Origin of the sequence: Aeromonas sp. 55A, from assembly GCF_051919665.1 — a bacterium.
In the GTDB taxonomy this organism is placed as follows: domain Bacteria; phylum Pseudomonadota; class Gammaproteobacteria; order Enterobacterales; family Aeromonadaceae; genus Aeromonas; species Aeromonas veronii.
This window is the reverse complement of the sequence record NZ_JBQBEH010000008.1, coordinates 690,376-714,707: the sequence shown is the minus strand read 5'-3', so window position 1 is coordinate 714,707 and position 24,332 is coordinate 690,376. Positions and strand designations below refer to the sequence as shown.

Annotated in this window: 24 protein-coding genes; 17 read left to right on the top strand and 7 right to left on the bottom strand. The window is 61.2% G+C overall.

The features are described 5' to 3' along the window. Positions 1–865: 865 nt before the first annotated feature. Genes ACTG2G_RS07195 through ACTG2G_RS07185 form a run of 3 tightly spaced genes read right to left on the bottom strand, consistent with a single transcriptional unit; the run spans position 866 to position 4,078 of the window. Positions 866–1,720 carry a 23S rRNA (adenine(2030)-N(6))-methyltransferase RlmJ gene (locus ACTG2G_RS07195; RefSeq protein WP_123172402.1) on the bottom strand — a complete coding sequence of 285 codons (855 nt, stop codon included), beginning with the start codon at positions 1,718–1,720 and terminating at the stop codon, positions 866–868. Next, a complete protein-coding gene (locus ACTG2G_RS07190) occupies positions 1,714–2,175 on the bottom strand; it encodes a DUF2390 domain-containing protein (protein ID WP_005343337.1) in 462 nt (153 codons plus the stop codon). The genes ACTG2G_RS07195 and ACTG2G_RS07190 overlap by 7 nt, the downstream gene beginning before the upstream one ends. Further along, the gene (locus ACTG2G_RS07185) at positions 2,168–4,078 is read right to left on the bottom strand and encodes an ABC transporter ATP-binding protein (RefSeq protein ID WP_123172403.1); all 1,911 of its coding nucleotides are present in this window, start codon (positions 4,076–4,078) and stop codon (positions 2,168–2,170) included. The genes ACTG2G_RS07190 and ACTG2G_RS07185 overlap by 8 nt, the downstream gene beginning before the upstream one ends. A gap of 154 nt (positions 4,079–4,232) precedes the next feature. On the opposite strand from ACTG2G_RS07185, the gene ACTG2G_RS07180 reads away from it, so the two are divergent. Beyond that, the gene (locus tag ACTG2G_RS07180) at positions 4,233–4,646 is read left to right on the top strand and encodes a CBS domain-containing protein (protein WP_021229522.1); all 414 of its coding nucleotides are present in this window, start codon (positions 4,233–4,235) and stop codon (positions 4,644–4,646) included. A 118-nt stretch (positions 4,647–4,764) separates the two neighbouring features. Here ACTG2G_RS07180 and ACTG2G_RS07175 read toward each other — a convergent pair whose 3' ends face one another. The 3 genes from ACTG2G_RS07175 to ACTG2G_RS07165 form a co-directional block, all read right to left on the bottom strand. Beyond that, the gene (locus ACTG2G_RS07175; protein ID WP_123172404.1) at positions 4,765–6,426 is read right to left on the bottom strand and encodes a hypothetical protein; all 1,662 of its coding nucleotides are present in this window, start codon (positions 6,424–6,426) and stop codon (positions 4,765–4,767) included. Between the two features lie 168 nt (positions 6,427–6,594). Next, entirely contained in the window at positions 6,595–7,062 is a 468-nt protein-coding gene (locus ACTG2G_RS07170) for a hypothetical protein (RefSeq protein ID WP_439985321.1), read from the bottom strand. A gap of 54 nt (positions 7,063–7,116) precedes the next feature. Continuing rightward, entirely contained in the window at positions 7,117–8,493 is a 1,377-nt protein-coding gene (locus ACTG2G_RS07165) for a PLP-dependent aminotransferase family protein (RefSeq protein WP_439985320.1), read from the bottom strand. Positions 8,494–8,609: 116 nt separating this feature from the next. Here ACTG2G_RS07165 and ACTG2G_RS07160 point away from each other — a divergent pair, with 116 nt between their 5' ends. The 8 genes from ACTG2G_RS07160 to ACTG2G_RS07125 all read left to right on the top strand — a co-directional run bounded on the left by ACTG2G_RS07160 (position 8,610) and on the right by ACTG2G_RS07125 (position 16,687). Beyond that, entirely contained in the window at positions 8,610–9,206 is a 597-nt protein-coding gene (locus tag ACTG2G_RS07160; RefSeq protein WP_005335536.1) for a LysE family translocator, read from the top strand. 124 nt (positions 9,207–9,330) lie between these two features. Then, positions 9,331–9,921 carry a LysE family translocator gene (locus ACTG2G_RS07155; protein WP_005335534.1) on the top strand — a complete coding sequence of 197 codons (591 nt, stop codon included), beginning with the start codon at positions 9,331–9,333 and terminating at the stop codon, positions 9,919–9,921. Between the two features lie 126 nt (positions 9,922–10,047). Then, complete coding sequence (locus ACTG2G_RS07150) at positions 10,048–10,746, top strand: aspartate/glutamate racemase family protein (protein WP_439985319.1); 699 nt, start codon at positions 10,048–10,050, stop codon at positions 10,744–10,746. Positions 10,747–10,876: 130 nt separating this feature from the next. After that, entirely contained in the window at positions 10,877–11,983 is a 1,107-nt protein-coding gene (locus tag ACTG2G_RS07145; RefSeq protein ID WP_005362790.1) for a 1-acyl-sn-glycerol-3-phosphate acyltransferase, read from the top strand. Positions 11,984–12,297: 314 nt separating this feature from the next. Beyond that, positions 12,298–12,768, top strand: a complete 471-nt coding sequence (locus ACTG2G_RS07140) for a YhcH/YjgK/YiaL family protein (RefSeq protein ID WP_019445320.1) — start codon at positions 12,298–12,300, stop codon at positions 12,766–12,768. A 221-nt stretch (positions 12,769–12,989) separates the two neighbouring features. After that, positions 12,990–14,189, top strand: a complete 1,200-nt coding sequence (locus ACTG2G_RS07135) for an acetate kinase (RefSeq protein WP_005354534.1) — start codon at positions 12,990–12,992, stop codon at positions 14,187–14,189. A 143-nt stretch (positions 14,190–14,332) separates the two neighbouring features. Continuing rightward, the gene (locus ACTG2G_RS07130) at positions 14,333–15,571 is read left to right on the top strand and encodes a mechanosensitive ion channel family protein (RefSeq protein ID WP_439985318.1); all 1,239 of its coding nucleotides are present in this window, start codon (positions 14,333–14,335) and stop codon (positions 15,569–15,571) included. Between the two features lie 189 nt (positions 15,572–15,760). After that, positions 15,761–16,687, top strand: coding sequence for a L,D-transpeptidase family protein (locus ACTG2G_RS07125; RefSeq protein WP_005354531.1), 927 nt, complete (start codon positions 15,761–15,763; stop codon positions 16,685–16,687). Between the two features lie 69 nt (positions 16,688–16,756). Here ACTG2G_RS07125 and ACTG2G_RS07120 read toward each other — a convergent pair whose 3' ends face one another. Continuing rightward, positions 16,757–17,650, bottom strand: coding sequence for a VirK/YbjX family protein (locus ACTG2G_RS07120; protein WP_439985317.1), 894 nt, complete (start codon positions 17,648–17,650; stop codon positions 16,757–16,759). 326 nt (positions 17,651–17,976) lie between these two features. Here ACTG2G_RS07120 and putP point away from each other — a divergent pair, with 326 nt between their 5' ends. The 8 genes from putP to ACTG2G_RS07080 all read left to right on the top strand — a co-directional run bounded on the left by putP (position 17,977) and on the right by ACTG2G_RS07080 (position 24,331). Then, positions 17,977–19,494 (top strand): sodium/proline symporter PutP, encoded by a 1,518-nt coding sequence (putP, locus tag ACTG2G_RS07115; protein WP_139739835.1) that lies wholly within the window; start codon positions 17,977–17,979, stop codon positions 19,492–19,494. Between the two features lie 208 nt (positions 19,495–19,702). Continuing rightward, positions 19,703–20,020 (top strand): cell division protein FtsB, encoded by a 318-nt coding sequence (gene ftsB / locus ACTG2G_RS07110; RefSeq protein WP_005335520.1) that lies wholly within the window; start codon positions 19,703–19,705, stop codon positions 20,018–20,020. Further along, entirely contained in the window at positions 20,013–20,705 is a 693-nt protein-coding gene (ispD, locus tag ACTG2G_RS07105; RefSeq protein ID WP_042059099.1) for a 2-C-methyl-D-erythritol 4-phosphate cytidylyltransferase, read from the top strand. Before ftsB ends, ispD begins: the two co-directional genes overlap by 8 nt. Before the next feature lie 146 nt (positions 20,706–20,851). Next, entirely contained in the window at positions 20,852–21,328 is a 477-nt protein-coding gene (gene ispF, locus ACTG2G_RS07100) for a 2-C-methyl-D-erythritol 2,4-cyclodiphosphate synthase (protein WP_005335518.1), read from the top strand. Next, a complete protein-coding gene (gene truD, locus ACTG2G_RS07095) occupies positions 21,328–22,386 on the top strand; it encodes a tRNA pseudouridine(13) synthase TruD (RefSeq protein WP_005354508.1) in 1,059 nt (352 codons plus the stop codon). The genes ispF and truD overlap by 1 nt, the downstream gene beginning before the upstream one ends. Beyond that, a complete protein-coding gene (surE, locus tag ACTG2G_RS07090; protein ID WP_005335515.1) occupies positions 22,367–23,128 on the top strand; it encodes a 5'/3'-nucleotidase SurE in 762 nt (253 codons plus the stop codon). The genes truD and surE overlap by 20 nt, the downstream gene beginning before the upstream one ends. Before the next feature lie 7 nt (positions 23,129–23,135). Beyond that, the gene (locus tag ACTG2G_RS07085) at positions 23,136–23,753 is read left to right on the top strand and encodes a protein-L-isoaspartate(D-aspartate) O-methyltransferase (RefSeq protein WP_005335507.1); all 618 of its coding nucleotides are present in this window, start codon (positions 23,136–23,138) and stop codon (positions 23,751–23,753) included. Then, positions 23,750–24,331 carry a YqaA family protein gene (locus ACTG2G_RS07080; RefSeq protein WP_021229508.1) on the top strand — a complete coding sequence of 194 codons (582 nt, stop codon included), beginning with the start codon at positions 23,750–23,752 and terminating at the stop codon, positions 24,329–24,331. Before ACTG2G_RS07085 ends, ACTG2G_RS07080 begins: the two co-directional genes overlap by 4 nt. Position 24,332 lies beyond the last annotated feature (1 nt).

Sequence of the window (24,332 nt, the reverse complement as noted above, 5' to 3'; positions counted from 1 at the left end):
CATCACCAATAAATATAGCTGGCAAGTGATTTGTAAGCTCAATTGCAGTCTTTCTGAACAGTTCAACTTCCCCATCAATAGAGAAGTTACATGAAGCCCGAATAGCCTTAACTAGTTTATTAATCATATATCTCTCGTTGTCATACTGAGTCCTAACAGTGATTAGATAGAAGGCGGCACTAATCCGTTAGCAGAGCATTCCATATAACTCCGTAACATGTTCACTGCCGCTAAGTAAAAACAATCATTAAATCATAACGTCATCAGCTTTCTTCGCATGCTGGGCGTATTCGCTTGACTTCCTCTTTTTGCGCCACCGTTACTACTGTGTAAAAAATCAGTGCTCAGCGCAGTCGTGGAAAGAGCCGCCAAAGCACGCCTGCATGAACAGGTCAGAAATAAACATAAGGCTGTCACCATGTTGACTGGGCAGTCGTGGGCAACGTTCGCTTATCCATTCCATCCGGCATGGCTACCGCCCCTGAATTACAGCCTCCAGTCTGCTGCGTTTAACCAACGGGATGGGGTTGGCATGGCTCATGGGGTGACTCCTACGAGGCTTTGTTGCCAATCGGGTATATTAGCGGTGGGCAGGCGGAGGGAAAGGACCAGATGGCTGATTTCTGATCTGGATCGGCTAATTGGTCAATAACGACTGATCTGGTATGCAGATGGGGCGCGTGGCTGCCATTGGTAAGGAAAACAGTTAGTGGGGAAAAGGGTTGGTGGGTAAAGCGGTAGCGGGTAAAAAAACAAGAAGCCCCTGAATGGGGCTTCTCTTTGCTGGCCATGCCGCCACTGTGAACGGCTTGGGTGAGCGACTTGCTGGCGCGTTGGCCAGGCGCCGTCGCGAGCTGGTGTGGGCCTACTCTGCGGCCTTGTTGAGCCACTCCACCTTGTACTGGGCACCGGTGCCCTGTGCCAGCTTGGCGCACAGCGGTTTGAGGAAGGCTTCAATCTGCTCGTCCAGCATCCATGGGGGGCTGATGATCAGCATGCCTGAGCCGTTCATGCCCCAGTCGGCAGTCTGACCGGCCACTTCCAGCTCGGCCACCAGCACGTTGCCGAAGTTTTCCCGCTTGATGGCGCGCAGCATGTCGCGGGATTTGTCCGCCTCTTGCCCGAGGATCGGATACCAGAGGGCGTAGATGCCGGTCGCCCAGCGCTTTTGCGCCTTTTTCAGGGTGTCGACCACGGCGAAGTAATCTTCCTTGAGCTCATAGGGCGGGTCGATCAGCACCAGCCCGCGGCGCGGGGTCGGTGGCAGCAGGGCGATCAGCCCCTCGAAGCCGTCACGGTGGTGCACGGCGACGCGGGGGTCATATCCCATGTTGGCGCGCAGGTCTTCGACCTCGTTGTTGTGCAGCTCCATCAGCGCCAGCTTGTCCTGCTCGCGGGTGAGGCGGCGGGAGAGCTCCGGCGAGCCGGGGTAGTAGTGCAGCTCGCCGTTCTGATTCATCTCCTCGATAACGCCCAGATAGGTGGCCATGGCAGACCACTGGGCCCGCTCGTCCCACAGGCGGCCGATGCCGTCGGCATACTCGGCCTTCTTCTGGGACCAGTCGCCGCGCAGGTCGTAGAGACCGCCACCGGCATGGGTGTCCAGCACGATGAAGGGTTTCTCCTTCTTCTTGAGGGACTCGATGATCAGGGCCTGAACGGCGTGTTTCAGCACGTCGGCATGGTTGCCGGCGTGAAAGGCGTGGCGATAGCTCAGCATATTAGATCTCTGAGGGGGCCCTGCTGGGCACCCAGTAACGATAGATAGTTCAACAAATTGCGGCTGTTGCCGCGAAACAGGGAGAGGCTGCGCAGGGTCTGCAACAGGACGCCCTGTTGCAGCCGCTCCAGCTCCAGCTCGTGGGCCAGCATCGACTGATACTGCTGCTCGTCGAGTCGCGTCTTGGCGCTCTGGCGCAGGGCGCGCCACGGGGTCAGCACCGCCTCGGTTTGCACCAGCGCCGGTTGCAGGTCGGTGAGATCGACCACGATGCCGAGCTGATCGAGCCGGTGCAGCAGCAGCGCGAGATTGACGTTGCCCCCCTGCTCCTGCACGGTGAGCCAATCCTGGCTGCGTTCACCATAGACTTTGCCGCTCCAGTGCCAGAAGCCGATCGGTGTCGGCAATTCGTGGACCGCGACCCGCTCGCTGGCCATCAGCTGTTCGTCACGCAAAGAAGGCTTGCTCCATGGTTTCCAGCTCTTCGGAGAGGCTCATCCACTCCAGCTCCACCTCTTCCAGCTCTTCCTTGAGGGGGCCCTGGGATTTGAGCAGCTCGGAGAGCTTGGTTTTAGCGCTCTCTTCGTAGATGGCGGGGTCGGCCAGCTGGCTCTCGATGTCGCCAAGCTTGCCTTGCAGCTTCTCCATACTCGCTTCGAGCTTTTCCAGCTTCTGGCGCAGGGGACGGGTTTGCTGGCGGAACTCCGCCTCGCGCCGCTTCTGATCCTTGCGTGCCACTGCCGAGTTGGCAGAGACGGGGCCATCGGCCGGTTTGGCGTTGGCCTCTTTCTCCTGCTCGCCGAGCCACTTGTGGTAGTCGTCCAGATCGCCGTCGAACGGCTCGACCCGGCCACCGTGCACCAGATAGAAGTCATCTGTGGTGGTACGCAGCAGGTGACGGTCGTGGGAGACCACTACCATGGCCCCTTCGAAGCCTTGCAGCGCCATGGTGAGGGCGTGGCGCATCTCCAGGTCCAGGTGGTTGGTCGGTTCATCCAGCAGCAGGAGGTTGGGCTTTTGCCAGGTGATCAGCGCTAGCACCAGCCGCGCTTTTTCGCCGCCAGAGAAGGGGGCCACCTTGTCGAGCGCCTTGTCACCGTGAAAACCGAAGCTGCCCAGATAGTTACGTAGCTCCTGTTCGGTCTTGTCCGGCGCGAGGCGGGCCAGATGATCGAGCGGGGAATCATCGAGACGCAGGGTCTCCAGCTGATGCTGGGCGAAGTAACCGATGCTCACCCCGGCGCTCACTTCGAGCTTGCCGGAGAGCGGCGGGTTGGAGCCTGACAGCATCTTGATAAAGGTGGACTTACCGGCGCCGTTGCGACCGAGCAGACCGATGCGCGAACCCGGAACCAGATTGAGTTTGATCTTCTCCAAGATCACCTTGTCGCCGTAACCGGCACTGAGGTTCTCCATGGCGATCAGCGGGGTCGGCAGGGCCGAGGGCTCGCGAAACTCGAAGCTGAATTCGGAGTCGGCGTGGGCGGGCAGGATCTTCTCCATCCGCTCCATGGCTTTCAGGCGGCTCTGTGCCTGACGGGCTTTGGAGGCCTTGTAGCGGAAGCGGTCCACATACGCCTGCATGTGGGACATCTCCCGCTGCTGCTTCTCGTACATGGACTGCTGCTGGGCCAGCTGTTCGGCGCGCTGCAGTTCGAAGTCGGAGTAGCCGCCGGTGTATTCGTTGAGCTTGCCATTCTCGATATGGATGATGCGGCTGATGACCGAATCGAGGAAATCGCGGTCGTGAGAGATGAGCACCAGCGTGCCCTGATAGCCCTTGAGCCACTTCTCCAGCCAGATGACCGCATCGAGATCCAGGTGGTTGGTCGGTTCATCGAGCAGCAGCAGATCGGAGCGGCAGAGCAGCGCCTGAGCGAGGTTCAGGCGCATGCGCCAGCCACCGGAGAAACTGCGTACCGGCGAGCTTAGCTGCTCGTCGCTGAAACCGAGGCCGTGCAACAGTTCGGCGGCGCGGGCGCGAATGCTGTAGGCGCCGATGGTATCGAGGCGACCGTGCAGCTCGGCTACCAGCAGACCGTTGTCATCCTGCTCGGCCTGTACCAGCTGGGCTTCCAGCGAGCGGAACTCCTTGTCGCCGTCGATCACATACTCGAGCGCGGAGCAGTCGAGCGCCGGGGTCTCCTGCGCGACGCCTGCGATCTGCCAGCCAGCGGGCAGGCTGAAGGTGCCGCTGTCGATGGCCAGCTCGCCCCGTACCAGTGCAAAAAAGGTGGACTTGCCACAGCCATTTTTGCCCACCAGACCCACTTTGTGGCCGGGGTGAATGGTGGCGGAGGCGTTGTCCAGCAGCTTGCGGCCGCCGCGGATCAGTTCGATTTGACTGGCAACTATCATGGGTGGGATCTGCTTGCTCAAAATGGAGGAGAAAAACTGGCGCGGATCTTACGTGAAATGACGCTGATTTGCACTGTAGCGAAGGGCTGGCCACTGGCTGGCGCTGCAAAAACATGCCATAACAGAGAAACCAGTTTGGTTACGGGAGGTTAGCATGCATATCAGGGATATTATGACGACCCGGGTCGCCACCGTTTCAATGGATGATCGACTCAGTGTCATCAAGGATATCTTCGAGCAGGCTCACTTTCGCCACCTGCTGGTACTGGAGGAGGGTGAGCTGGTAGGGGTCATCTCGGATCGGGATCTGTTCCGCGCCATCAGCCCCTATCTCGACTCCGAAGCCGAGATGAGCCGCGATACCGAAACCCTCACCAAGCGGGCCCATCAGATCATGAGCCGCCACCCCGTGACCATCGCCCCCCATCTCACCGTGCGCGATGGCGTCAAGCTGATGCTGGAGAAGGGGGTCTCCTGCCTGCCGGTGCTGGAGAATGGCGCCCTGGTCGGCATCATCAGCTGGAAGGATTTTCTCAAGGCGGCGCTGGAGAGTGACGCGCTGGTTTGAGTCTGGCACTAAGCACCATCAGCTGACAGAGAACAAATAGAGAGAGAGGGGGAGCCAAGGCTCCCCTCTCTCTCTATTGGCTTTGCCGACAATGCCGGTTTGCACGCCGCTTGCATCATCATGGCTCGGGCTGCCCTGCGACAAGACAGGAGGGGCCGCTGCCGGAGAGGTGCGGCTGAAGATGAGTGCGGATCTCCTGCAGGGTGCGCTGGTACTGCTGGGCATGTTGATCGAGAAACGCGGGACTGTGCTTGAGGCGCCGCTCCAGGGTATCGACCAGCAGCGCCACCCTAGGAGCAGCCATACCCGCAGGCCAGCAGTGTTGCAGCAGCTCCAGCAGTTGCCAGGCATCGCCCGGCAGGGCGGGGAACTCCTCCAGCAGTTGCAAGCCCGCTTGCAGGGCTGTCTGATATTGGCTGGCCTGCATCGCCTTGTGGCGCAGTTGGCGCAGTTCGCTCAGCCGCTGCTCTCTCGCCGTCAGGCGTTGGCCCAGCTCAGCCACCAGATGGTGGAACAGCTGGCGGGTGAGCGGGTGGGGCGCCACCCTGACGCGGTATTGGGTCAGCTGGGTCAGGTAACGCTGGGCGTGGTGGGGCAAACCGCAGAACTGGCTGACCGCAAAGCCGAGCAGCAGGGTGAGGTGGTTATTGCTTCCCTCATCCGGCTGGTGGTGGGCAATCAGGATCAGCGCCTCGTCGAAGCGGTAATCCAGCCCCAGCATCAGCGCCTGCAGCAGCTCATATTCGTGGGATTGCAGGTGGATGGTGCGCTTGAGGTGTTCCCACTCCTGTTGCAGGGAGCGGATCCGGTTGCTGGAGGGGGCGTGCCACAGCACCGCCAGACTGGCATTGAGCATGAAGCTGTCGATGGCGAGCCGGACGCGCTGCTCGCCGAAGTGGCGCAGGGTCAGGCTGTTGGCCTGCTCCAACACCTTCTCCTCATCTTGCAGCACCAGCCCGAGCAACATCGCCAGCTGATGCCAGCGCGGCTGATGGGGGCGGATCTGCAGCAGCTCTCCCATGGTCTCCCAGGCCGCCAGCCAGTGATGCTGATGCAGCTGGCTGGCGAGTTGCAGCTCCAGCAGGGTGGCCATCGAGACGCTGGCCTGATGGCGCTGCAAGTCGGTCCGGGCGCTTTGCAATTTGCCGAGCCCCAGCATGGCGTAGAAGAGCCCGGCCCTTGGCCAGCTCGCCTGATACTCGTTGGCACAGAGGGCATAGTGCTGGGCGGCGGTGATCCGCTCGGCTGATTGCAGCAGCAGGTAGCCCTTGAGCCGATCCAGCCAGGGGGTCAGCGAGCGATTCTCCCGTTGAAACAGCAGGTCTTCGCACAGGGCAGTAGCCAATTGCCACTCCCGCAGCAGAATGGGGGCGGCCAGCGTGCGGGTCAGGTTGCTTAGCTTCACCATCTGGCCGAGCACCGCGGTGAGCTGCTGGGTCATGAAGGGGAGGGGCAGATAGAGGGAGAAGTAGAGATCCGAGGGGAGAAACTCCTGCTCGCTCTGATCGGCATCGAGCAGCAGTAATACGCAACCGGGTTGTAGCAGGCCGAGATAGTGCGCTTCGTGCAGCAGCCGGGCTCCGTCAAGATCCTGCTGCTTGTCCTGCTGACAGATGATGGCGTCGAAGGCGTGCTGTTGCAGCAGGGCCAGCAGGCCACTGCGCTCGTGGTTTGGATGGCTGTGATAGTGGATCCGGTCGGCGGGCACCCCCTGTTCGGTCAGTTCCCGGGTGATGGCGCTACGGAGCAGGGGATCCTCTTCGAGCAGCAGTATCGTCATGCAGGTACTTCCTGTGAGCAAACCATTAGGTTGATTATGGTAGACCCAAGAGGAACATAGGCACAGCACTCGCTGAGTGAAAAGCTGACAGTAGCCAGCAGGGGGCTGGAGGGCGCACTATGGGCTGTTATTTCAATCGGTTATGCCATCTCTCAGGGCTGCAACCTGTTATTGCCGAGGGCGGACCTGCGTCCCGAAGGGGCAGTCGCTCTGGCGGATCAGCCGCGACCCCTTGCCCTGTTCCCCCAGCCAGCTTAATTCCAGTTTGCCGAGGCGGCCCAGATGGCGCAGCTCGAACTCGTAGCGCTGGCAGAGGTTGTCCTGGGGCAGACTCCCCATGCCCGCTGGCAGTCGGTATTGATAGCGCAGGAGTGGCCCATCCTCCAGCTTGCTGGTCACCGGCACCAGCCCCTCTGGGGTGGGCTGCGGCGCCCCGAGTGCACGGCGCAAACTGAGCGGCGCATCGATCGCCTTTTGATAGTGCAAGCCGTTCATGGCCGCCAGCTCCTCTTCCAGTCGTTGCAACTCCCCTTCCAATCCATTGAGCGCGGCCCCCAGCTGCTGGTGGGTCGTTGACGAGGCGCAGCCACTCAACAACAGGGTGGCAAGCAGCAGGGCGGCTCTGATGGGGGGCACGGCATCTCCTTGGCTATGACGATGAAGCGTGAAGGTCAGGTCGGTTGGCCCTGACTATAGCAGGGGATTGCTGGGGGGCGTCCCCTGCAGCAGTTGCGCCAGACGGGCCAGCCCCTCGCCGACCCGGGCGTCGGTGGCGGGTTGGCTCAGGCTCAGGCGCACCCCCTGCGGAGCGGCAAACTGACCGGCGGCGAAGTGTTCCCCGCTCGCCACACCAACGTCAAGGGCATCGGCGGCGGTAGCAAACTGCTGGCTGCGCCAGGGCTCAGGCAGCGGCAGCCAGGCGTGCATGCTGCCCGGCTGCCAGCGGGCGGCAGGCAGCAGGTGGCGCAGCAGTTCGCCACGGCGTTTGAGGATCTCCCGCTGCTGCTCGACCAGCGGCATGATCTGGCGCTGACTGACCATTTTGCAGGCGAGCTCGATCAGCAGCGGACTCACCATCCAGCTCGACAGCCGCATGGTCTGGGCGAAGGCGCTGCGCAGGGCGGGGGGCGTCAGCACGAAGCCCACCCGCAGACCGCCGCAGGCGATCTTGGCCAGACTGCCCAGATAGATGACCCGCTCCGGCGCCAGATTGACCAGAGGGATCACCGGTTGCTGGGGCAGCAGGCCGTTGACGTCATCCTCGATGATCAGCAGATCGTGGCGACGTGCGATGGCGACGATGGCCTCCCGCCGCGCCAGACTCATGATGGCGGTGGTGGGGTTTTGCAGGGTCGGGGTGAGGTAGAGCAGCTTGGCCCGGCGGGTACGGCAGGCGGCGTCCAGCGCCTCGGGCAGCAGCCCCTCCTCGTCCATCGCGAGCCCCACCACCTGATTCTTCAGTTGGCGGGCGTTGCCCAGCATACCGGGGTAGCTCAGCCCCTCGCACAGGATGGTCTCCCCCACGCAGCCGGTCGCCAGCAGCGCCAGCATGATGCCGTGCTGGGCGCCGTGGCTGAACAGCAGGCGATCCTCACTGCAGGCCACCCCTTGCTCCGCCAGCCAGTTGACGAACTGCTGGCGCTGATCCGGCCGTCCCGCCTCCTGGTCGTAGCCGAGCAGGGCGTTGAGATCCCCGTCCGCCACTTCCCCCAGCATGGGGCGAATGATGGCCGCCCGATCCAGCTGCACCGGCAGGTTCTGCCACAGCTCGATGCGGTGCCCCTCCTCCTGGCGGATCACCCACTCATTGGCGGGATCCGTATTCGCTCCCTTGACCCAGGTGCCGTGGCCCACCCGGGCGGCCAGCAGGCCGCGCCGCTCCGCCTCGCTGTAGGCGCGGGTGACGGTGCCGACGGTGACACCCAGACGATCCGCCAGGGATCTGTGGGTGGGCAATCGGGTCTGCGGTGGCAGCTCGCCATTCACGATCCCCTGTTCGATCGCTTTGACCAGCTTGAGGTAGAGGGGGCCATCGAAGGCCGCAAGGTCGGGCGTCCAGATTGTCATGGTGACAATAAATCCATTGATCAAAATTTGTTGTCAATATAGCGTGAATTTCAACCTGATAACAACCAAATAGCACGCATTGTATCGATACAATGTGGCAAGCAAGGAGTCACAATATGACGATGGAGTGGTATGTCACCCTGTTCGGTTTTGCCGTACTCACCTGCGGTACGCCGGGGCCCAACAACCTGATGTTGACGGCCTCCGGTGCCAACTTCGGGGTGCGTCGCACCCTGCCACATCTGCTCGGGGTGGGGTTGGGGCAGCCGGTGTTGCAGCTGGTGCTGGCGCTGGGGCTCTATCCCCTGTTCGAGCGCTGGCCCCTGCTGCGGCTCGGTTTGCAGATCTTCGGCAGCCTCTATCTGCTGTGGCTGGCGTGGCGTATCGCGGTGGCCGGGGCGCCGGGGGATCCGGCCCGGAGGGCCCGTCCACTAACCATGCTGGAGGGGCTGGGCTTTCAGTTCCTCAATCCCAAGGCGTGGATGATGGGGATCTCCGCCATCAGTCTGTTCAGCCTGCCCGGCGCCAGTTACTGGTCGAGTCAGCTGGCGGTGATGGTCATGTTTGTGCTGGTGGCCCTGCCGGTCTGCTTTGTCTGGGTACTGTTCGGCCATCAGCTGAGCAACTGGATCAGCTCGGATCGGGGCTGGCGCCGACTCAACGGTTCTCTCGGTCTGCTGACGGCGCTCTGCGTGGTGATGCTCTGGTATTGAGTCGTGCTGCGCTGATGGGGGAGGTGGCCGAGAAAGAGGCATTTCTGACTTGTCGCCACGGGGTTGGCTCTGCATATTAGAAGGCTTTCCCCATAACGGGGCGTTGCATCGACAAGAGGTTGAGATGGATCTGAACTGGTTACTGCCCCTGGCGGGGTTTGCCCTGGTTACCTGCGGCACGCCGGGGCCCAACAATATGCTGCTCACCAGCGCCGGTGCGGCGCAGGGTTTTCGCCGCACGATTCCCCTGCTGGTTGGGGTGGTCGGGGGGATCAATCTGATGATCCTCGCCACCGCGCTGGGGCTTGGCGTGGTGTTCGAGAAGGTGCCGCTGCTGCACGACGGCCTCAAGCTTATCGGTTCGGCCTATCTGCTCTGGCTGGCGTGGAAGGTGGCGACCGCCAGTGGCCCGGCCGAGGGCAACCGGCCGCTCATTCCCGCCCATCAGGGGGCCATGCTGCAACTGCTCAATCCCAAGGCATGGATGATGGCGCTCTCCGCCATCAGCGGTTTCACCCTGGCGGGGGAGGCTTATTGGCCCTCCGCGCTCTGGGTGTTGGTGATCTTCTTTATTACCGGCCTCTACACCGGGGCGTTCTGGGTGCTTTTTGGTGCCCAGGTGCGGCAAATCATCCGCACCGCCCGGGGCTGGCGGCGTTTCAATCTGGGCATGGGGCTGGCGACGGCCGCCTGTGTCGGGATGATCTGGATTTAGCCCGGGGTTGACCCGGGCCTTTACCGGCTGTCTTGTTGGCCCTGCGGGGCCTTTTTTATCTCGTCCGCGTGGCCTTGCCTGCAAGGTGGCGTGGTTCAGCCCTCCCTTGGGATAAAAGGAGTTCCTATGAAATGTATCGGTCTGCTGGGTGGCATGAGCTGGGAGTCCACCGTCAGTTATTATCAGGCGCTCAATCGCGGGGTGCGGGCACAGCTTGGCGGTTTGCACTCGGCGCGGGTGCTGCTCAATAGCGTCGACTTTGCCGGTATCGAGCGGCTGCAGCATGCCGGTGACTGGCCCGCCACCGCTCGCTTACTGGCGGCGGAGGCGCGCAAGTTGCAGAATGGCGGCGCCGATTTCTTGCTGATCGGCACCAACACCATGCACAAGGTCGCCCCCGAGATTGAGGCGGCCATCGATATCCCGCTGCTCCATATCGCCGATGCCACCGCGGCCAAATTGCGGGCGGACGGGATAACCCGGGTCGGCCTGCTCGGCACCCGCTTCACCATGGAGCAGGATTTTTACAATGGTCGTTTGCAGGAGCGCTTCGGGTTGGCGGTGCTGGTACCCGATGAGGCCGGGCGGGAGCGGGTACACAGGATCATCTATGACGAGCTCTGTCTGGGGAAGATCCGCGAATCGTCGCGGGCCGAGTATCTGGCCATTATCGAGGGGCTGGCGGCCGCGGGTGCCGAGGCGGTGATCCTTGGCTGTACCGAGATTGCCCTGCTGCTGGGGGATGCCCGGGCGGCGGTGCCGCTCTACGACACCACCGCCATTCATGCCGAGGCGGCGGTCGCGCTGGCACTGGCATCCGATTAATAAACTGGTCAGATCTCACTATTCATGCTTGTCTCATACCCCTTGCCATAAAAGCGTGTAAAATTGCGCCCTGAATTTTCCCCGGCCAACGCGGGTTGGCTGCGGTTTCCTAGCATGCAAGGCTGACATTGTGACTGAAGTAGATAGATTCGCGGATATTCGCCCCTACCGCGATGAAGAAGTGCCGGCAGCCATCGAACGGCTGATCCAAGATGATGAATTTATCGGCGCCATCGCCAAGTATCGTTTCGGTTCCCTGATGAGCTGGCTGGGTTGGGCCATCCGCCCGATGATCCGCCTGTTCCTGCGCCGCAAATGGTCAAAAGTGACCACTGTGCATCAGGTCCAGATGGGGGTCACCCGGTACATGTCCCGCATGATCGCCACCTCTACCAAGGGGGTGACCTTCTCCGGGATCGAGCATCTGAAGAAAGAGCAGGGCTATCTGTTTGTCTCCAACCACAGAGACATCGCCATGGATCCTGCGTTCGTCAATTGGGGGCTGCACACCCACGGTTTCGATACCGTGCGCATCGCCATCGGTGACAACCTGCTGCGCAAACCCTGCGCCACCGAGCTGATGAAGCTCAACAAGAGCTTTATCGTCAAACGCTCCGCCAAGGGGCCGCGGGAGATGATGAAGGCGCTCGGCGAGCTGTCTGCCTATATCGGCAACTCGGTTCACGAAGGTCACTCCATCTGGATCGCCCAGAAGGAAGGACGCGCCAAGAATGGCGATGACAAGACAGATCCCGCCATCCTCAAGATGTTCTACGTCGACGGCAAGAAGCAGAAGATCGACTTCGTCGACTACATGCGCAGCCTCAATATCGTACCGGTCAGCATAAGCTATGAGCTGGACCCGACCGACAAGGCGAAGGCGCGCGAGCTCTACGAGAAGTCGGTCAACGGCAGCTATGAGAAGGGCGAGTTCGAGGATATCGAGAGTATCGTCGCCGGTATCGTCGGCATGAAGGGGCGGGTACATGTCTCCTTCGGTGCGCCGATCACCGAGGGATTCAGCGATCCGGACGAACTGGCCGCGCTGATCGACAAGGCGATCTGGAGCAGTTACCACCTCTTCCCCAGCAACTATCTGGCGGCAGATGTCTCCGGCAAGGCCAATACCATCGAACAGGCGGCCTTCCTGACTCGTCAGTCAGAGGTGCCGGAAGAGCACAAGGCGATCTGGCGTGCCATGTACGCCAAACCGGTAGAAAACGCCAAAAAGGCTTGAATGAAACCGGTTGTTAAACGGTTTTGCGAAAAAAACGGGCGCTGATGCGCCCGTTTTTGCGTCTGGTCAAAGTCGAGGGGGAAAGGGTGGTGAATAATATGGTTTCAGCTGGTACGATCACTATGAAAATGGGATTATGTCTCTTGGCAAGGTGCTGACGAGTGTGTAACAGTGCCCATATAGCTGAACATGAGCAAAAGCTCTAAACCGGTTTGCACGGATTGCAGACGGCATTATTGAAGGACCTGTCACAGGTCCTTTTTCATTGGCTGGCAAAGATGCCGCCCAGATATACCTAACAGGAAACAGACGCCATGATCACCGGTAGCCTGAACACCCTGCAGCGGACGCCGCTGCCCGCCCCGCTGGCCCGCATCATGGCCGAGGTGGTGAAGAGCGTGGCTCACTGGGGTGACGCTCCGCTCGGCAAGACCGAGATCGATGGCCTCAACCTGTTCTGTCTGGTGAGCGAGGATCTGACCGAGCCTGCCGCGGATCGCCGTGGCGAATTCCATCAGCAGTATCTCGATATCCAGTTGCTGCTGCGCGGTGAAGAGTGGATAGGTGTGGGCCCCCACGACTACGTGAGCGACGGCGCCGACCATCCCCATCCCGACCTCTGGTTTGTCGATGACGAGCAGACCAGCTATCTGGCGCTGCAACCGGGCGATTTCGCCATCTTCTGGCCGGGCGAGCTGCACCGCCCGCTCTGTACCTTCAACCAGCCCGCCAAGGTGAAGAAGCTGGTGGTCAAGGTACACAAGGATCTGCTGGCTATCGCCTGAGCACTCCCATTGAGGCGAGCCCTGCGCAGCTGATGCGTTGAGACTCGCAAGCATTGAAACCAGTGATACGCACCACAAGTTGCGATGACTCTTTCAAGAGCAAGAATTGAAAAATTGGACGCACCCTCCTGCGACCATAAGCCCCCGGCAGGGGAATCCCATCCTCTTTTGGATGACACGACACTGTCGGCATAAAGCCGAAGCACAGGAAGATGTAGAAAATGAGCAAGTTGGTATTGATCCTTAACTGCGGTAGCTCTTCCCTGAAATTTGCCGTAATGGACGCCGAAACAGGTGAGGACATGCTGTCCGGCCTGGCCGAATGCTTCAATCTGGATGATGCACGTATCAAATGGAAACTCCACGGGGTCAAGGGCGAAGCCATGCTGGGAGCGGGTGCCGCTCACCAGGAGGCCCTAGACCATATCGTGGGTCACATCCTGCCGCAGGATCCGACTCTTGCCGAGCAACTGGTGGCCATCGGTCACCGAATCGTACACGGTGGCGAGCAGTTCTCCCGTTCCGTGCGTATCGATGACGGCGTGATCGCCGGTATCGAAGCCGCCATTCCGTTCGCTCCGCTGCACAACCCGGCGCACCTCATCGGTATTCGCGCCGCGCTGAAAGTGTTCCCGCAGCTGTCCGAGAAGAACGTGGCCGTGTTCGACACCGCCTTCCACCAGACCCTGCCGCAAGAGGCCTACCTCTATGCGCTGCCGCACAAGCTCTACCGCGAACACGGCATCCGTCGTTACGGTGCCCACGGTACTTCTCACCGCTACATCGCGGAAGAAGCGGCGAAAGAGCTGGGCAAGCCGTTGAATGAGCTGAACATCATCAACTGCCACCTGGGTAACGGTGCCTCTGTCTGCGCCATCAAGAACGGCGAATCCGTAGACACCTCCATGGGTCTGACTCCGCTGGAAGGTCTGGCGATGGGAACCCGCTCCGGTGATATCGATCCGGCCGTGGTCTTCTTCATGCACGACCAGCTCGGTTACAGCGTTGAGCAGATCAACCACACCCTGACCCGTGAGTCCGGTCTGCTGGGGATGACCGAAGCGAGCAGCGATTGCCGCTACGTCACCACCAACTACGCTACTGACGCCGGTGCCAAGCGCGCGCTGGATGTCTTCACCTACCGTGTGGCCAAGTATGTCGGCGCCTATGCCGCTGCGATGGACGGTCGTCTGGACGCCGTGGTCTTCACCGGCGGTATCGGTGAGAACGCCGCCATGGTGCGCGAGATGGTGCTGAACCGTCTGGCTCTGTTCGGCTTCAAGGTGGACAAAGAGGCCAACAACGCTGCGGTACTGGGTGGCGAAGGTCGCATCACCACCGCCGACAGCCGTTGCGCCATGGTGATCCCGACCAACGAAGAGCTGGTCATCGCTCGCGATGCCCTGAGCCTGGTCTGCTAAGTCAACCTCGCTTTGAAACAACGCCCGGCCTGTGCCGGGCGTTGTCGTTTCTGGCGTACGCAGATTTGACATGGGGGAGGGGAGCGGTACCCTGACCACCACTGTTTTTGCAGCCAGCGGGCTGCCCGGTTCGGGAGAGAGCAATGAAAGAGGCGTTTTTTAACTGGTTGTCGGGCCTTGGGGTGGAAGTGACCAGCATGATGGCGCTGGTGATCGCGCTGGGCTTTATCGTCATCACCTCGTTGCTGCTGCATATGGCGCTGCACCGGGTGCTGCTGGTCCGGCTGGTGGGGATCCTCGGCAAGGCCAAGCAGGTATGGCTGCCGCCCCAGTTGCAACAGCGCCTCTTCAACCGGCTCGCCTTTGTGCTGCAGGGGGCCGTGCTGCTCGGTCAGGCGGAGATCTGGCTGCCCCGTCAATCGGATAGCCTCAAACTTATCGAGATGGTGGCCCAGCTCTGGATTTTGCTGTTCCTGCTGCTGGCCTTCTTCGCCCTGCTCGACTGTCTGTTGTCGGTGAGCCGTTATACCCGCCTTGGCCGCGACTTGCCCCTGCGTGGCATCTTCCAGGGGGCAAAGCTGGTAGGCAGCATTCTGGTGGGCATCCTGATGATCGCCCTGCTGCTCGGCAAGTCGCCGCTGTTCCTGTTCAGCGGTCTGGGTGCCATGACCGCAGTGCTGATGCTGGTGTTCAAGGACCCCATCCTCGGGCTGGTGGCGGGGATCCAGCTATCCGCCAACCGGATGCTGAGCGTCGGTGACTGGCTGCAGATGGACAAGTACGGCGCCGATGGCGAGGTGACCGACATCGGGCTTACCACGGTCAAGGTATCGAACTGGGACAAGACCATCACCACCATTCCCACCTATGCCCTGATCTCCGACTCTTTCAAGAACTGGCAGGGGATGACCGAGTCGGGCGGCCGACGCATCAAGCGCAGCGTCAATATTGACATGACCAGCGTGCGTTTTCTGACGGCCGAGGAGCAGTTGCAGCTCAAGCAGGCGCAGCTGCTGGCACCCTATCTCAGTCGCAAGGAGCAGGAGCTGAGCGCTTACAACCAGCAGCTGAGCGATGCCCTGAGCTGTCCCATCAACGGTCGTCACCTCACCAACCTCGGCACCCTGCGCGCCTATCTGGATGCCTACCTGCGCGCCCACCCCGGCATTCGCAAGGACATGACCCTGATGGTGCGCCAGCTGGCACCCACGTCAGACGGTCTGCCGCTGGAAATTTACTGCTTTACCGCGACCACCGCATGGGCCGATTACGAAGGGATCCAGGCCGATATTTTCGACCATATCTTCGCCATCATTGAGCAATTTCATCTGCGGTTGCATCAATCTCCCACAGGTTACGATATGCGTGCCTGGCAACGGTGATAAACAGGGAAACCGGACGGGTCGAGGACGCGGAAAAAACCGCATATTAATCATCGACCCGTCGCCACTTGTCAGTTGAAATTTGCCGTGCAGAGGAGAAAAATGGCGGCCTTCTCTTCGCGCCCCTGATCCCGCTTGATCAGCTGCCAGCCCAGAGACGTCACTTCAAGTCATCATCATGGGAAAGTTATGAAGCTCCTTCGCAATAGTGTGGCAACACTCTGCTACAGCCTGCTGCTGACCGCTGCGCCGGTTTTCGCTGTTGAATATGCTCTGCCTGCGGCCAACAGCCGTCTGGTAGGGGAGAATCTGGAATATGTGGTTCCGGCCGAAGAGAACGGCCAGCCGCTGGAGGCCATTGCGGCCAAATTCCAGCTGGGGCTCACCAACATGACCGAAGCCAACCCCGATGCGGATCCCCTGCTGGTACAGACCGGCGAGAAGCTGGTGATCCCCCAGCAACTGATCCTGCCGGATGCACCCCGTGAAGGGATCGTGCTGAACGTGGCCGAGATGCGGCTCTACTACTACCCCAAGGGTAAAAAAGTGGTGGAAGTGCTGCCCATTGGCATCGGCCAGCTCGGTACCGATACTCCGGAAAACTGGGTGACCAGCGTGCAGCGCAAGAAAGCGGGCCCGACCTGGACCCCGACCGCCAAGATGCATGCCGAATATGCCGCCCGTGGCGAGAGCCTGCCTGCGGTATGGCCGGCCGGTCCGGACAACCCCATGGGTCTGTTTGCCCTCTACATCGGCAAGATGTACGCCATCCACGGCACCAACGCCAACTTCGGCATCGGCCTGCGGGTGAGCCACGGTTGCGTGCGTCTGCGCAACGACGACATCGCCTACCTGTTCAAGCAGGTACCGGTCGGTACTCGCGTCCAGTTCGTCAACCAGCCGATCAAGGCCTCCCTCGAGCCCAACGGTGTCCGCTATCTGGAAGTGCATCAGCCGCTGTCGCGCAGCGAAGAGGAGTTCAACTCCAAGCTACCGGCACCGCTGCCGATGACCCCGGCGGTGACCCGCTTCATTGCCCACGCAGACAGCGACTCCCAACTGGTGAAGCAGGCGCTGGAGCAGCGCAACGGCATGCCGATGGCGATCAACCGCTAACGGCAAATCCCCGTCACGACAAAGGGCGAACAGCATGCTGTTCGCCCTTTGTGTTTCTACTGTGCTGATTCAGCTTCGCAGCAGATTTGTCTGCAGCTCGCTGCCGAGCTGATCGAGCAGCTGATAGCGCGCCTTGTAGCTGGCCCGCTTGCGGGAGGGGGTCTCCTCCAGCGTCTTGCGGGGCACCTCCAGCGGCAGGCTCATCCAAAGTTCATCCTGCACGCTGCCCTGATGCTCCTGCCACAAGCCGTCGAGATCGAACTTGACCCGATCGGCGGTGCGCTTGCTGCTCTGATAGACGTGGCTTTGGGTGCGGATCCCGAGCAGGCTCTTGCACGCCAGCCCCCGGGCCAGCTCGGCGGCCATATAGACCAGCAGGGACATGGGGCGCAGCCCGCCGCACGCCTTGGTGACCTGCTTGATCTCCTCGCTCTGCCCCTTGCCGCCCTGCAGCGAACAGATTTCGAGGGTCGGGTTCGGCGCGGGGCGCAGATTGAGGGCCATGTAATAGAGGGCCGCGTCACCCAGCTTGAGGGTCAGGCTCATCTCCCCCTCTTTGCCCATGTGGGTTTGGTAATCCAGTTGCAGGGTCAGCGGTGCCGTCAGCTTGTCGCTCTGCCACTGGGCCAGCAGCAGGCCGTGCCCGCTGTAGATTGCCAGTTGTTGCGCCTTGGGCAGCTGACGTGCCAGCTGCTGGTAGTGGCCGCTGATAAGCCCGGCTCGCAGGCGCTTGCGGAGCCCCTTGTGGCGATAGGGGTGGATCGGCTTTTCCAGAATATCGGGGAAGCGGCTGATCGCCTGCGCCAGCAGCGGTTGCTCCTGCTGCTGGCGATAGAGGGCGCGGGCGCCAGGATTGAGCCAGAGACGCCCCACATACTTGGCCCGTCGGATGAGATGACCCGACTCCTCCACCGGATGAAGGCGGCGGGCGAGGGTTCGCAGGTGTGACAGATGAGATGACATGGTGCCGACCTCTGACTGGTGTGATGAGACAGGGCGGGGAGTGTAGGAGCGGGGCGCTGGCTTGTAAAAAAATGGATAGTAACAAAATGTGAAAACATAACGCTCAGTAGCGGCTGGCGCTGCGAGATGACCGTCACGGCCACGGCAGGAAATCTGGCGCCATCCTCTTGATGCGGCAGATGATTTGATGCGCAAAGGTTTTTATTGTGTTTTGTGTTTGTTAAAAGTGGTTGAGCTGGCGCGAACGGCTGATTAAGCTAGGCCGGTTTTTTAGGGATGAGCCCGTCACCAGAGCGGGCAGAAAATGACACAAAACGGAGTTTTGCATGACAGCTAGCACACCCATGTTAATCACCTTCCTGGTGTATATCCTCGGAATGGTGTTGATCGGCTTCGTCGCCTATCGCGCCACCCGCAACTTTGATGACTACATTCTGGGCGGCCGCCGGATGGGGAGCTGGGTGACCGCTCTCTCCGCCGGCGCTTCCGACATGAGCGGCTGGTTGCTGATGGGGCTGCCCGGCGCCGTCTTCGTCAGCGGCATCTCCGAGAGCTGGATCGCCATCGGTCTGGTCATCGGCGCCTACCTCAACTGGCGCTGGGTAGCGGGTCGCCTGCGGGTGCATACCGAGAAGAACCGCAACGCCCTGACCCTGCCGGACTATTTCACCTATCGCTTTGAAGATCACAGCAAGGTGCTGCGCATCCTCTCGGCGCTGGTGATCCTGCTCTTCTTCACCATCTATTGCGCCTCCGGCGTGGTGGCCGGTGCCCGCCTGTTCGAGAGCACCTTCGGCATGGATTACAACACCGCCCTCTGGGTCGGTGCCGCTGCCACCATCACCTACACCTTCTTCGGCGGCTTCCTCGCGGTGAGCTGGACCGACACGGTGCAGGCGACCCTGATGATCTTCGCCCTGATCCTGACCCCGGTCTTCGTCATCATCGCCGTCGGCGGGATAGACAGCGCCATGATCGAGGTGGCCGCCAAGAGCGCTACCAACCTCGACATGTTCAAGAATCTGGATGTGATCGCCATTGTCTCGTTGATGGCCTGGGGCCTTGGCTACTTTGGTCAGCCCCACATTCTGGCCCGTTTCATGGCGGCGGACTCCCACCACTCCATGGCCAATGCCCGCCGTATCAGCATGACCTGGATGGTGTTCTGCCTCGCTGGTGCGGTGGCCATCGGCTTCTTCGGGCTGGCCTACTTCGCCCGCTTCCCGGAAGTGGCGGCTGGAGTGACCGGCAACCCGGAGCGGGTCTTTATCGAGCTCTCCAAGATCCTGTTCAACCCCTGGATCGCCGGTGTGCTGCTCTCCGCCATTCTGGCGGCGGTGATGAGCACTCTAAGTTGTCAATTACTGGTCTGCTCCAGCGCCATCACAGAGGATCTCTACAAGCCGTTCCTGCGCAAGAACGCCTCCCAGCGTGAGCTGGTGTGGGTGGGTCGCCTGATGGTGCTGCTGATCGCCGTGATTGCCATCGCCGTTGCCATGAATCCGGAAAACCGGGTGCTGGGGCTGGTGAGCTACGCCTGGGCCGGTTTCGGTGCCGCCTTTGGTCCCGTGGTGCTGCTCTCGGTTCTGTGGCCGCGAATGACCCGCAACGGCGCGCTGGCGGGCATGCTGGTCGGTGCCATCACCGTCATCGTCTGGAAGCAGTTCGGCTGGCTGGGGCTGTATGAGATCATCCCGGGCTTCCTGTTCGCACTGCTGGCCATCGTGGTGGGCAGCCTGCTGGGCGAAGCACCCTCAAAAGCGATGCTGGAGCGTTTCCGCGATGCCGAGGAGGAGTACAACACTCCGGCCGAGAGCGCGGGAGAGCCGGTCGCGGTGAACTGATCCCCCTTACCGCTTTCTGATTGAGAGCCCCGCCCCCGGACAAGGAGCGCCCTGGTTGGCCATCCTTGCACCGGTTTGGCGGGGCTTTGTGCTATCTGATTCACTCTTGGGCACTTTTTTATGTTCGGCCGGTGTCTCCCGGGTGCTCGCTTTCTTTTGTCTTGGCACCGAATATGGGACACTAGGCCGCCTGAAGGAGACCTAGTGCATGCGGCTATTCACCCTGATCCTGATCCTCCTGCTGGGGGGACTGCAATATGACCTCTGGCTGGGGAAGAACGGGCTATCCGATTATCAGAACCTGTCGGAAGCCATCTCGCAGCAACAGCGGGACAACCAGACTCTCAAGGATCGTAACGACCTCATTTACCGCGAGATAGATGATCTCACCTCTGGCCTCGAGGCCATCGAGGAGTTGTCACGCAACGATCTGGGTTACATCAAGCAGGGGGAGACCTTCTACCGGATCATCCCCAAAGAGAAAGACAAAGAGACAGCGCCGGACGATGAGCCCTACGATGACTGATGCCAGCCGGGTATCCGGCCTGACGGCGATCGTCCCTGCCGCCGGTATCGGCAGCCGAATGGGGGCCGATTGCCCCAAGCAGTACCTGCAACTGGCGGGTAAAACCATTCTCGAACATACCCTGGAGCGGCTGCTCTCCCACCCGGCCATCGCCCAGGTGATCGTGGCGCTGGCGCCCCATGATCGCTGGTTCGAGGCCCTGCCCGTGGCGGCCGACCCGCGCATTGTGCGGGTAGAGGGAGGCGCCGAGCGCGCCTTCTCCGTCCTCAATGGTCTCCATGTGGCGCAAGGGGAGTGGGTGCTGGTGCACGATGCGGCCCGCCCCTGCCTGACTCACGGCGATCTCGATGCGCTGATTGCCGCGGCCATGAACTGCGGCGGTGCCATTCTCGGCAGTCGGGTGCGCGATACCATGAAACGCTCCGATGGGGAGGGCAATATCATCGCTACCGTCGAGCGCGAGCAGCTCTGGCATGCCCTGACGCCGCAGATGTTCCCGACCCGTACCCTGAAACGGGCGTTGGAAGAGGGACTGATGCTGGGCGCCACCATCACCGACGAGGCCTCCGCCATGGAGCGGGCCGGATTCACGGTGCGCATGGTGGAGGGGCGCGCCGACAATATCAAAGTGACCCGGCCGGAAGACTTGTCGCTGGCGGGGCTGTTTTTAAGCCAGCAGGCATAAGCCCCTCAGTCAGAACAGACAGCTCAGAGCAGAGCGTCTCGAACAAACAGGCCCGAACAAGGAGTTAGCATGAGCCGGATTGGACATGGTGTGGACGTACACAAAATTGATGGGGTTGGTTTCAGCATGTTGGGAGGTTGCCGCTGATGATGCGCATTGGTCATGGTTTTGATGTCCATAAATTTGGTGGTGTTGGCCCCTGCATGCTGGGTGGCGTGCCGGTTCCCTACGAGCAGGGGCTGGTTGCCCACTCTGACGGCGATGTGGTGCTGCACGCGGTGAGCGATGCCCTGCTGGGGGCCATCGGCGCCGGTGACATCGGTCGCCACTTCCCCGATACCGCTGCCGAGTTCAAGGGGATCGACAGTCGCATTCTGCTGCGTGATGTCTTTGCCCGGGTACAGAAGGCGGGGTATGCCATCGGCAACCTGGATGTGACCATCATCGCCCAAGCCCCCAAAATGGCGCCCCATATCGACGCCATGTGCGCCGTGCTGGCCGCCGATCTGCAATGTGATTTGAACCGGGTGAACGTCAAGGCGACCACCACCGAACAGCTTGGGTTTACGGGGCGCAAGGAAGGGATCGCCACCGAAGCCGTCGTCCTACTGGTGAAACAATAATGCTGGAACAACTTGCCTATCTGCACGGGGCGCCCACTGCCCGCGGTATCCTCAAGGCCGAGGCCGCCGATTTCGTGGTCAATGAAGATCTCGGCTTCGAGCCTTGCGGGGAAGGGGAGCATATCTTCGTCCGGGTGCGCAAAACCGGCGAGAACACCGCCTGGGTGGCGGGTCTGCTGGCCGATGCGGCCGGTGTCAACCGCAATGCGGTGACCTGGGCGGGCCTGAAAGATCGCCACGCGGTGACCGAGCAGTGGTTCGGCATTCACCTGCCGGGCAAGGCCGAACCGGACTTGTCGGTTATCGAGAGCGACAGCATCCAGATCCTGCAAGCCAGGCGTCACAACCGCAAATTGCGGGTTGGCTACCTCAAGGGCAACCACTTCACCCTGCGTCTCACCGGTCTGGAACAGGCCGACGGGCTGGAAGCGCGCCTGCAGGCCATCGCCACTCAGGGCGTGCCCAATTACTATGGTGAGCAGCGTTTTGGCCGCGATGGCAACAACCTGGAAGCGGCCAAGGCGATGTTTGCCGGCAAGCGGATCAAGGATCGCAACAAGCGTTCCCTCTACCTCTCTGCCGCCCGCAGCATGCTGTTCAACGCCATTGTCAGCGCCCGTATCGAGCAGGGGCTGGCTCATCAGCTGCTGGCCGGTGATTGCGTGATGCTCAAGGGCAGCCACTCCATCTTCAGCGAAGAGAGCGTGACCCCCGAGCTGGAAGCGCGTCTTGCCTCCGGCGACGTGCAGCTTACCGCGCCCCAGTGGGGCCGTGGCCGCCTGGCCAGTCAGGGCGCCGCTGCCGAGTTCGAACAGGGTGTGCTGGCTCCTTACAGCGATTGGTGTGACGGGCTGGAGAAGGCCGGGCTGGATCAGGACAGGCGCCCCCTGCTGCTCAAGCCGGAGCAGATGAGCTGGCAGCTGGACGGCGAGGCGCTGACCCTCTCCTTCTTCCTGCCGGCGGGCGCGTTTGCCACCAGCGTGGTGCGCGAGTTAATGCAGGCCGAAGAGGCCGATCACGGTTTCAGGAATCAGACCGATGCGAATTCTGGTCAGTAATGATGATGGTGTGCATGCCGAGGGGATTCGTGCCCTCAGCGAGGCGCTGCGCGCCTGCGGCGAGGTCATTGTGGTGGCGCCGGATCGTAACCGCAGCGGCGCGAGTCACTCCCTGACGCTGGAAGTACCGCTGCGGGTTACCCGCATTGCAGAAAACGGCTTTAATGGGTGCGAGAGCTATGCGGTGAAGGGCACGCCGACCGACTGCGTGCATCTGGCGGTCAACGAGCTGGTGCGTCCTGAACCCGACATGGTGGTGGCCGGCATCAACCACGGTGCCAACCTGGGGGATGATGTCATCTACTCGGGCACGGTCGCCGCGGCCACCGAGGGGCGCCATCTTGGCTACCCCTCCATCGCCATCTCGCTGGTGGGCAAGACCCACTTCGCCACGGCGGCCCACTATGCGGCCCTGCTGGTGAAGGGGCTGATGAAACACCCCCTGCCTGCCGATCAGATCCTCAACGTCAACGTGCCGGACTTGCCCCTCGAGCAGATCAAGGGGATCAAGACCACCCGCCTTGGCAACCGCCACCGGGCGGAGTCGGTGATCTGCACCGAGGATCCCCGTGGCCAGCCCATCTACTGGATCGGCCCCCCCGGCAGCCAGCAGGATGCCGGTGAAGGCACCGATTTTGCTGCCATCGAGCAGGGCTATGTCTCGATTACCCCTCTGACCATCGACATGACTGCCTACGACAGTCTCGCCGGTCTGGGGGCCTGGTTAGATCTGCAGGGATGAGGGTGGTGTGATAGTACAGCGCCTGTTAAATCAGCTCATTGCGCAGGATATTCGCGATTTTCGCGTGCTGGCGACCATCGCGAAAGTGCCGCGCCAGCTGTTTGTGGACGAGGCCATGGCGCACAAGGCGTGGGATAACACCGCCCTGCCCATTGGCCACGGCCAGACCATTTCGCAGCCCTATATGGTGGCGCGAATGACCGAGTTGCTGATGCAAAACAATCCGGCCCATGTGCTGGAGATTGGCACTGGCTCGGGCTACCAGACGGCGATCCTCGCCCATCTGGTGGAGCATGTGTATACCGTGGAGCGGATCAAGTCGCTGCAGTTCCAGGCCAGACGCCGACTGCGCCAGCTCGATCTGCACAATGTCTCGGCCAAGCACGGCAACGGCTGGCTGGGGTGGCCCAACAAGGGGCCTTATGACGCCATTCTGGTGACGGCCGCGGCGAGCGAGATCCCGACGGCGCTCACCGATCAGCTGGCCGAAGGGGGCCGACTGGTGTTGCCCGTGGGTGACAGCCAGCAGACCCTGCAGCTGATCGAACGATCCGGATCCCAGCTGACCAGCCGTATTCTGGAGCCGGTACGTTTTGTTCCCCTGATTGACGGAGATGTTGAGTGAAGTTGTTTTCCCGTTTGTACGTACTGGTGATGCAGTGGGCTCGCCACAAGCATGCCCCCTGGTATCTCTCCATCACCGCGTTCATCGAGTCGGTATTCTGGCCGATCCCGGTGGACGTGATGCTGGCGCCGATGGCGCTCGCCAAGCCCCACAAGGCGTGGCACTACGCCACGCTGGCCACCCTCTTCTCTGTGCTGGGCGCCCTGTTTGGCTATGCCCTTGGCTATGCCCTGTGGGATCCGGTCGTGCTGCCACTGGTGGAGTCTGTGGGCTATCAGGACAAGATCGAGATTGCTCGCAACTGGTTTGAGCAGTGGGGGATCTGGGTCATTTTCATTGCCAGCTTCACCCCTATCCCCTACAAGGTGTTTACCGTGACGGCAGGGTTGTTGCAAATGGCTCTGCTGCCCTTCATCATCACCTCCCTCATCGGTCGTGGCATGCGCTTTTTCCTGGTTGCGGGCCTGATGCGTTGGGGTGGCGAGAAGATGGAACGCAAACTGATGCACTATGTTGATGTGCTCGGTTGGCTCTGTATTGGTCTGGCCGTGGTGGCCTATTTCTGGTTTAGTCGTTAAG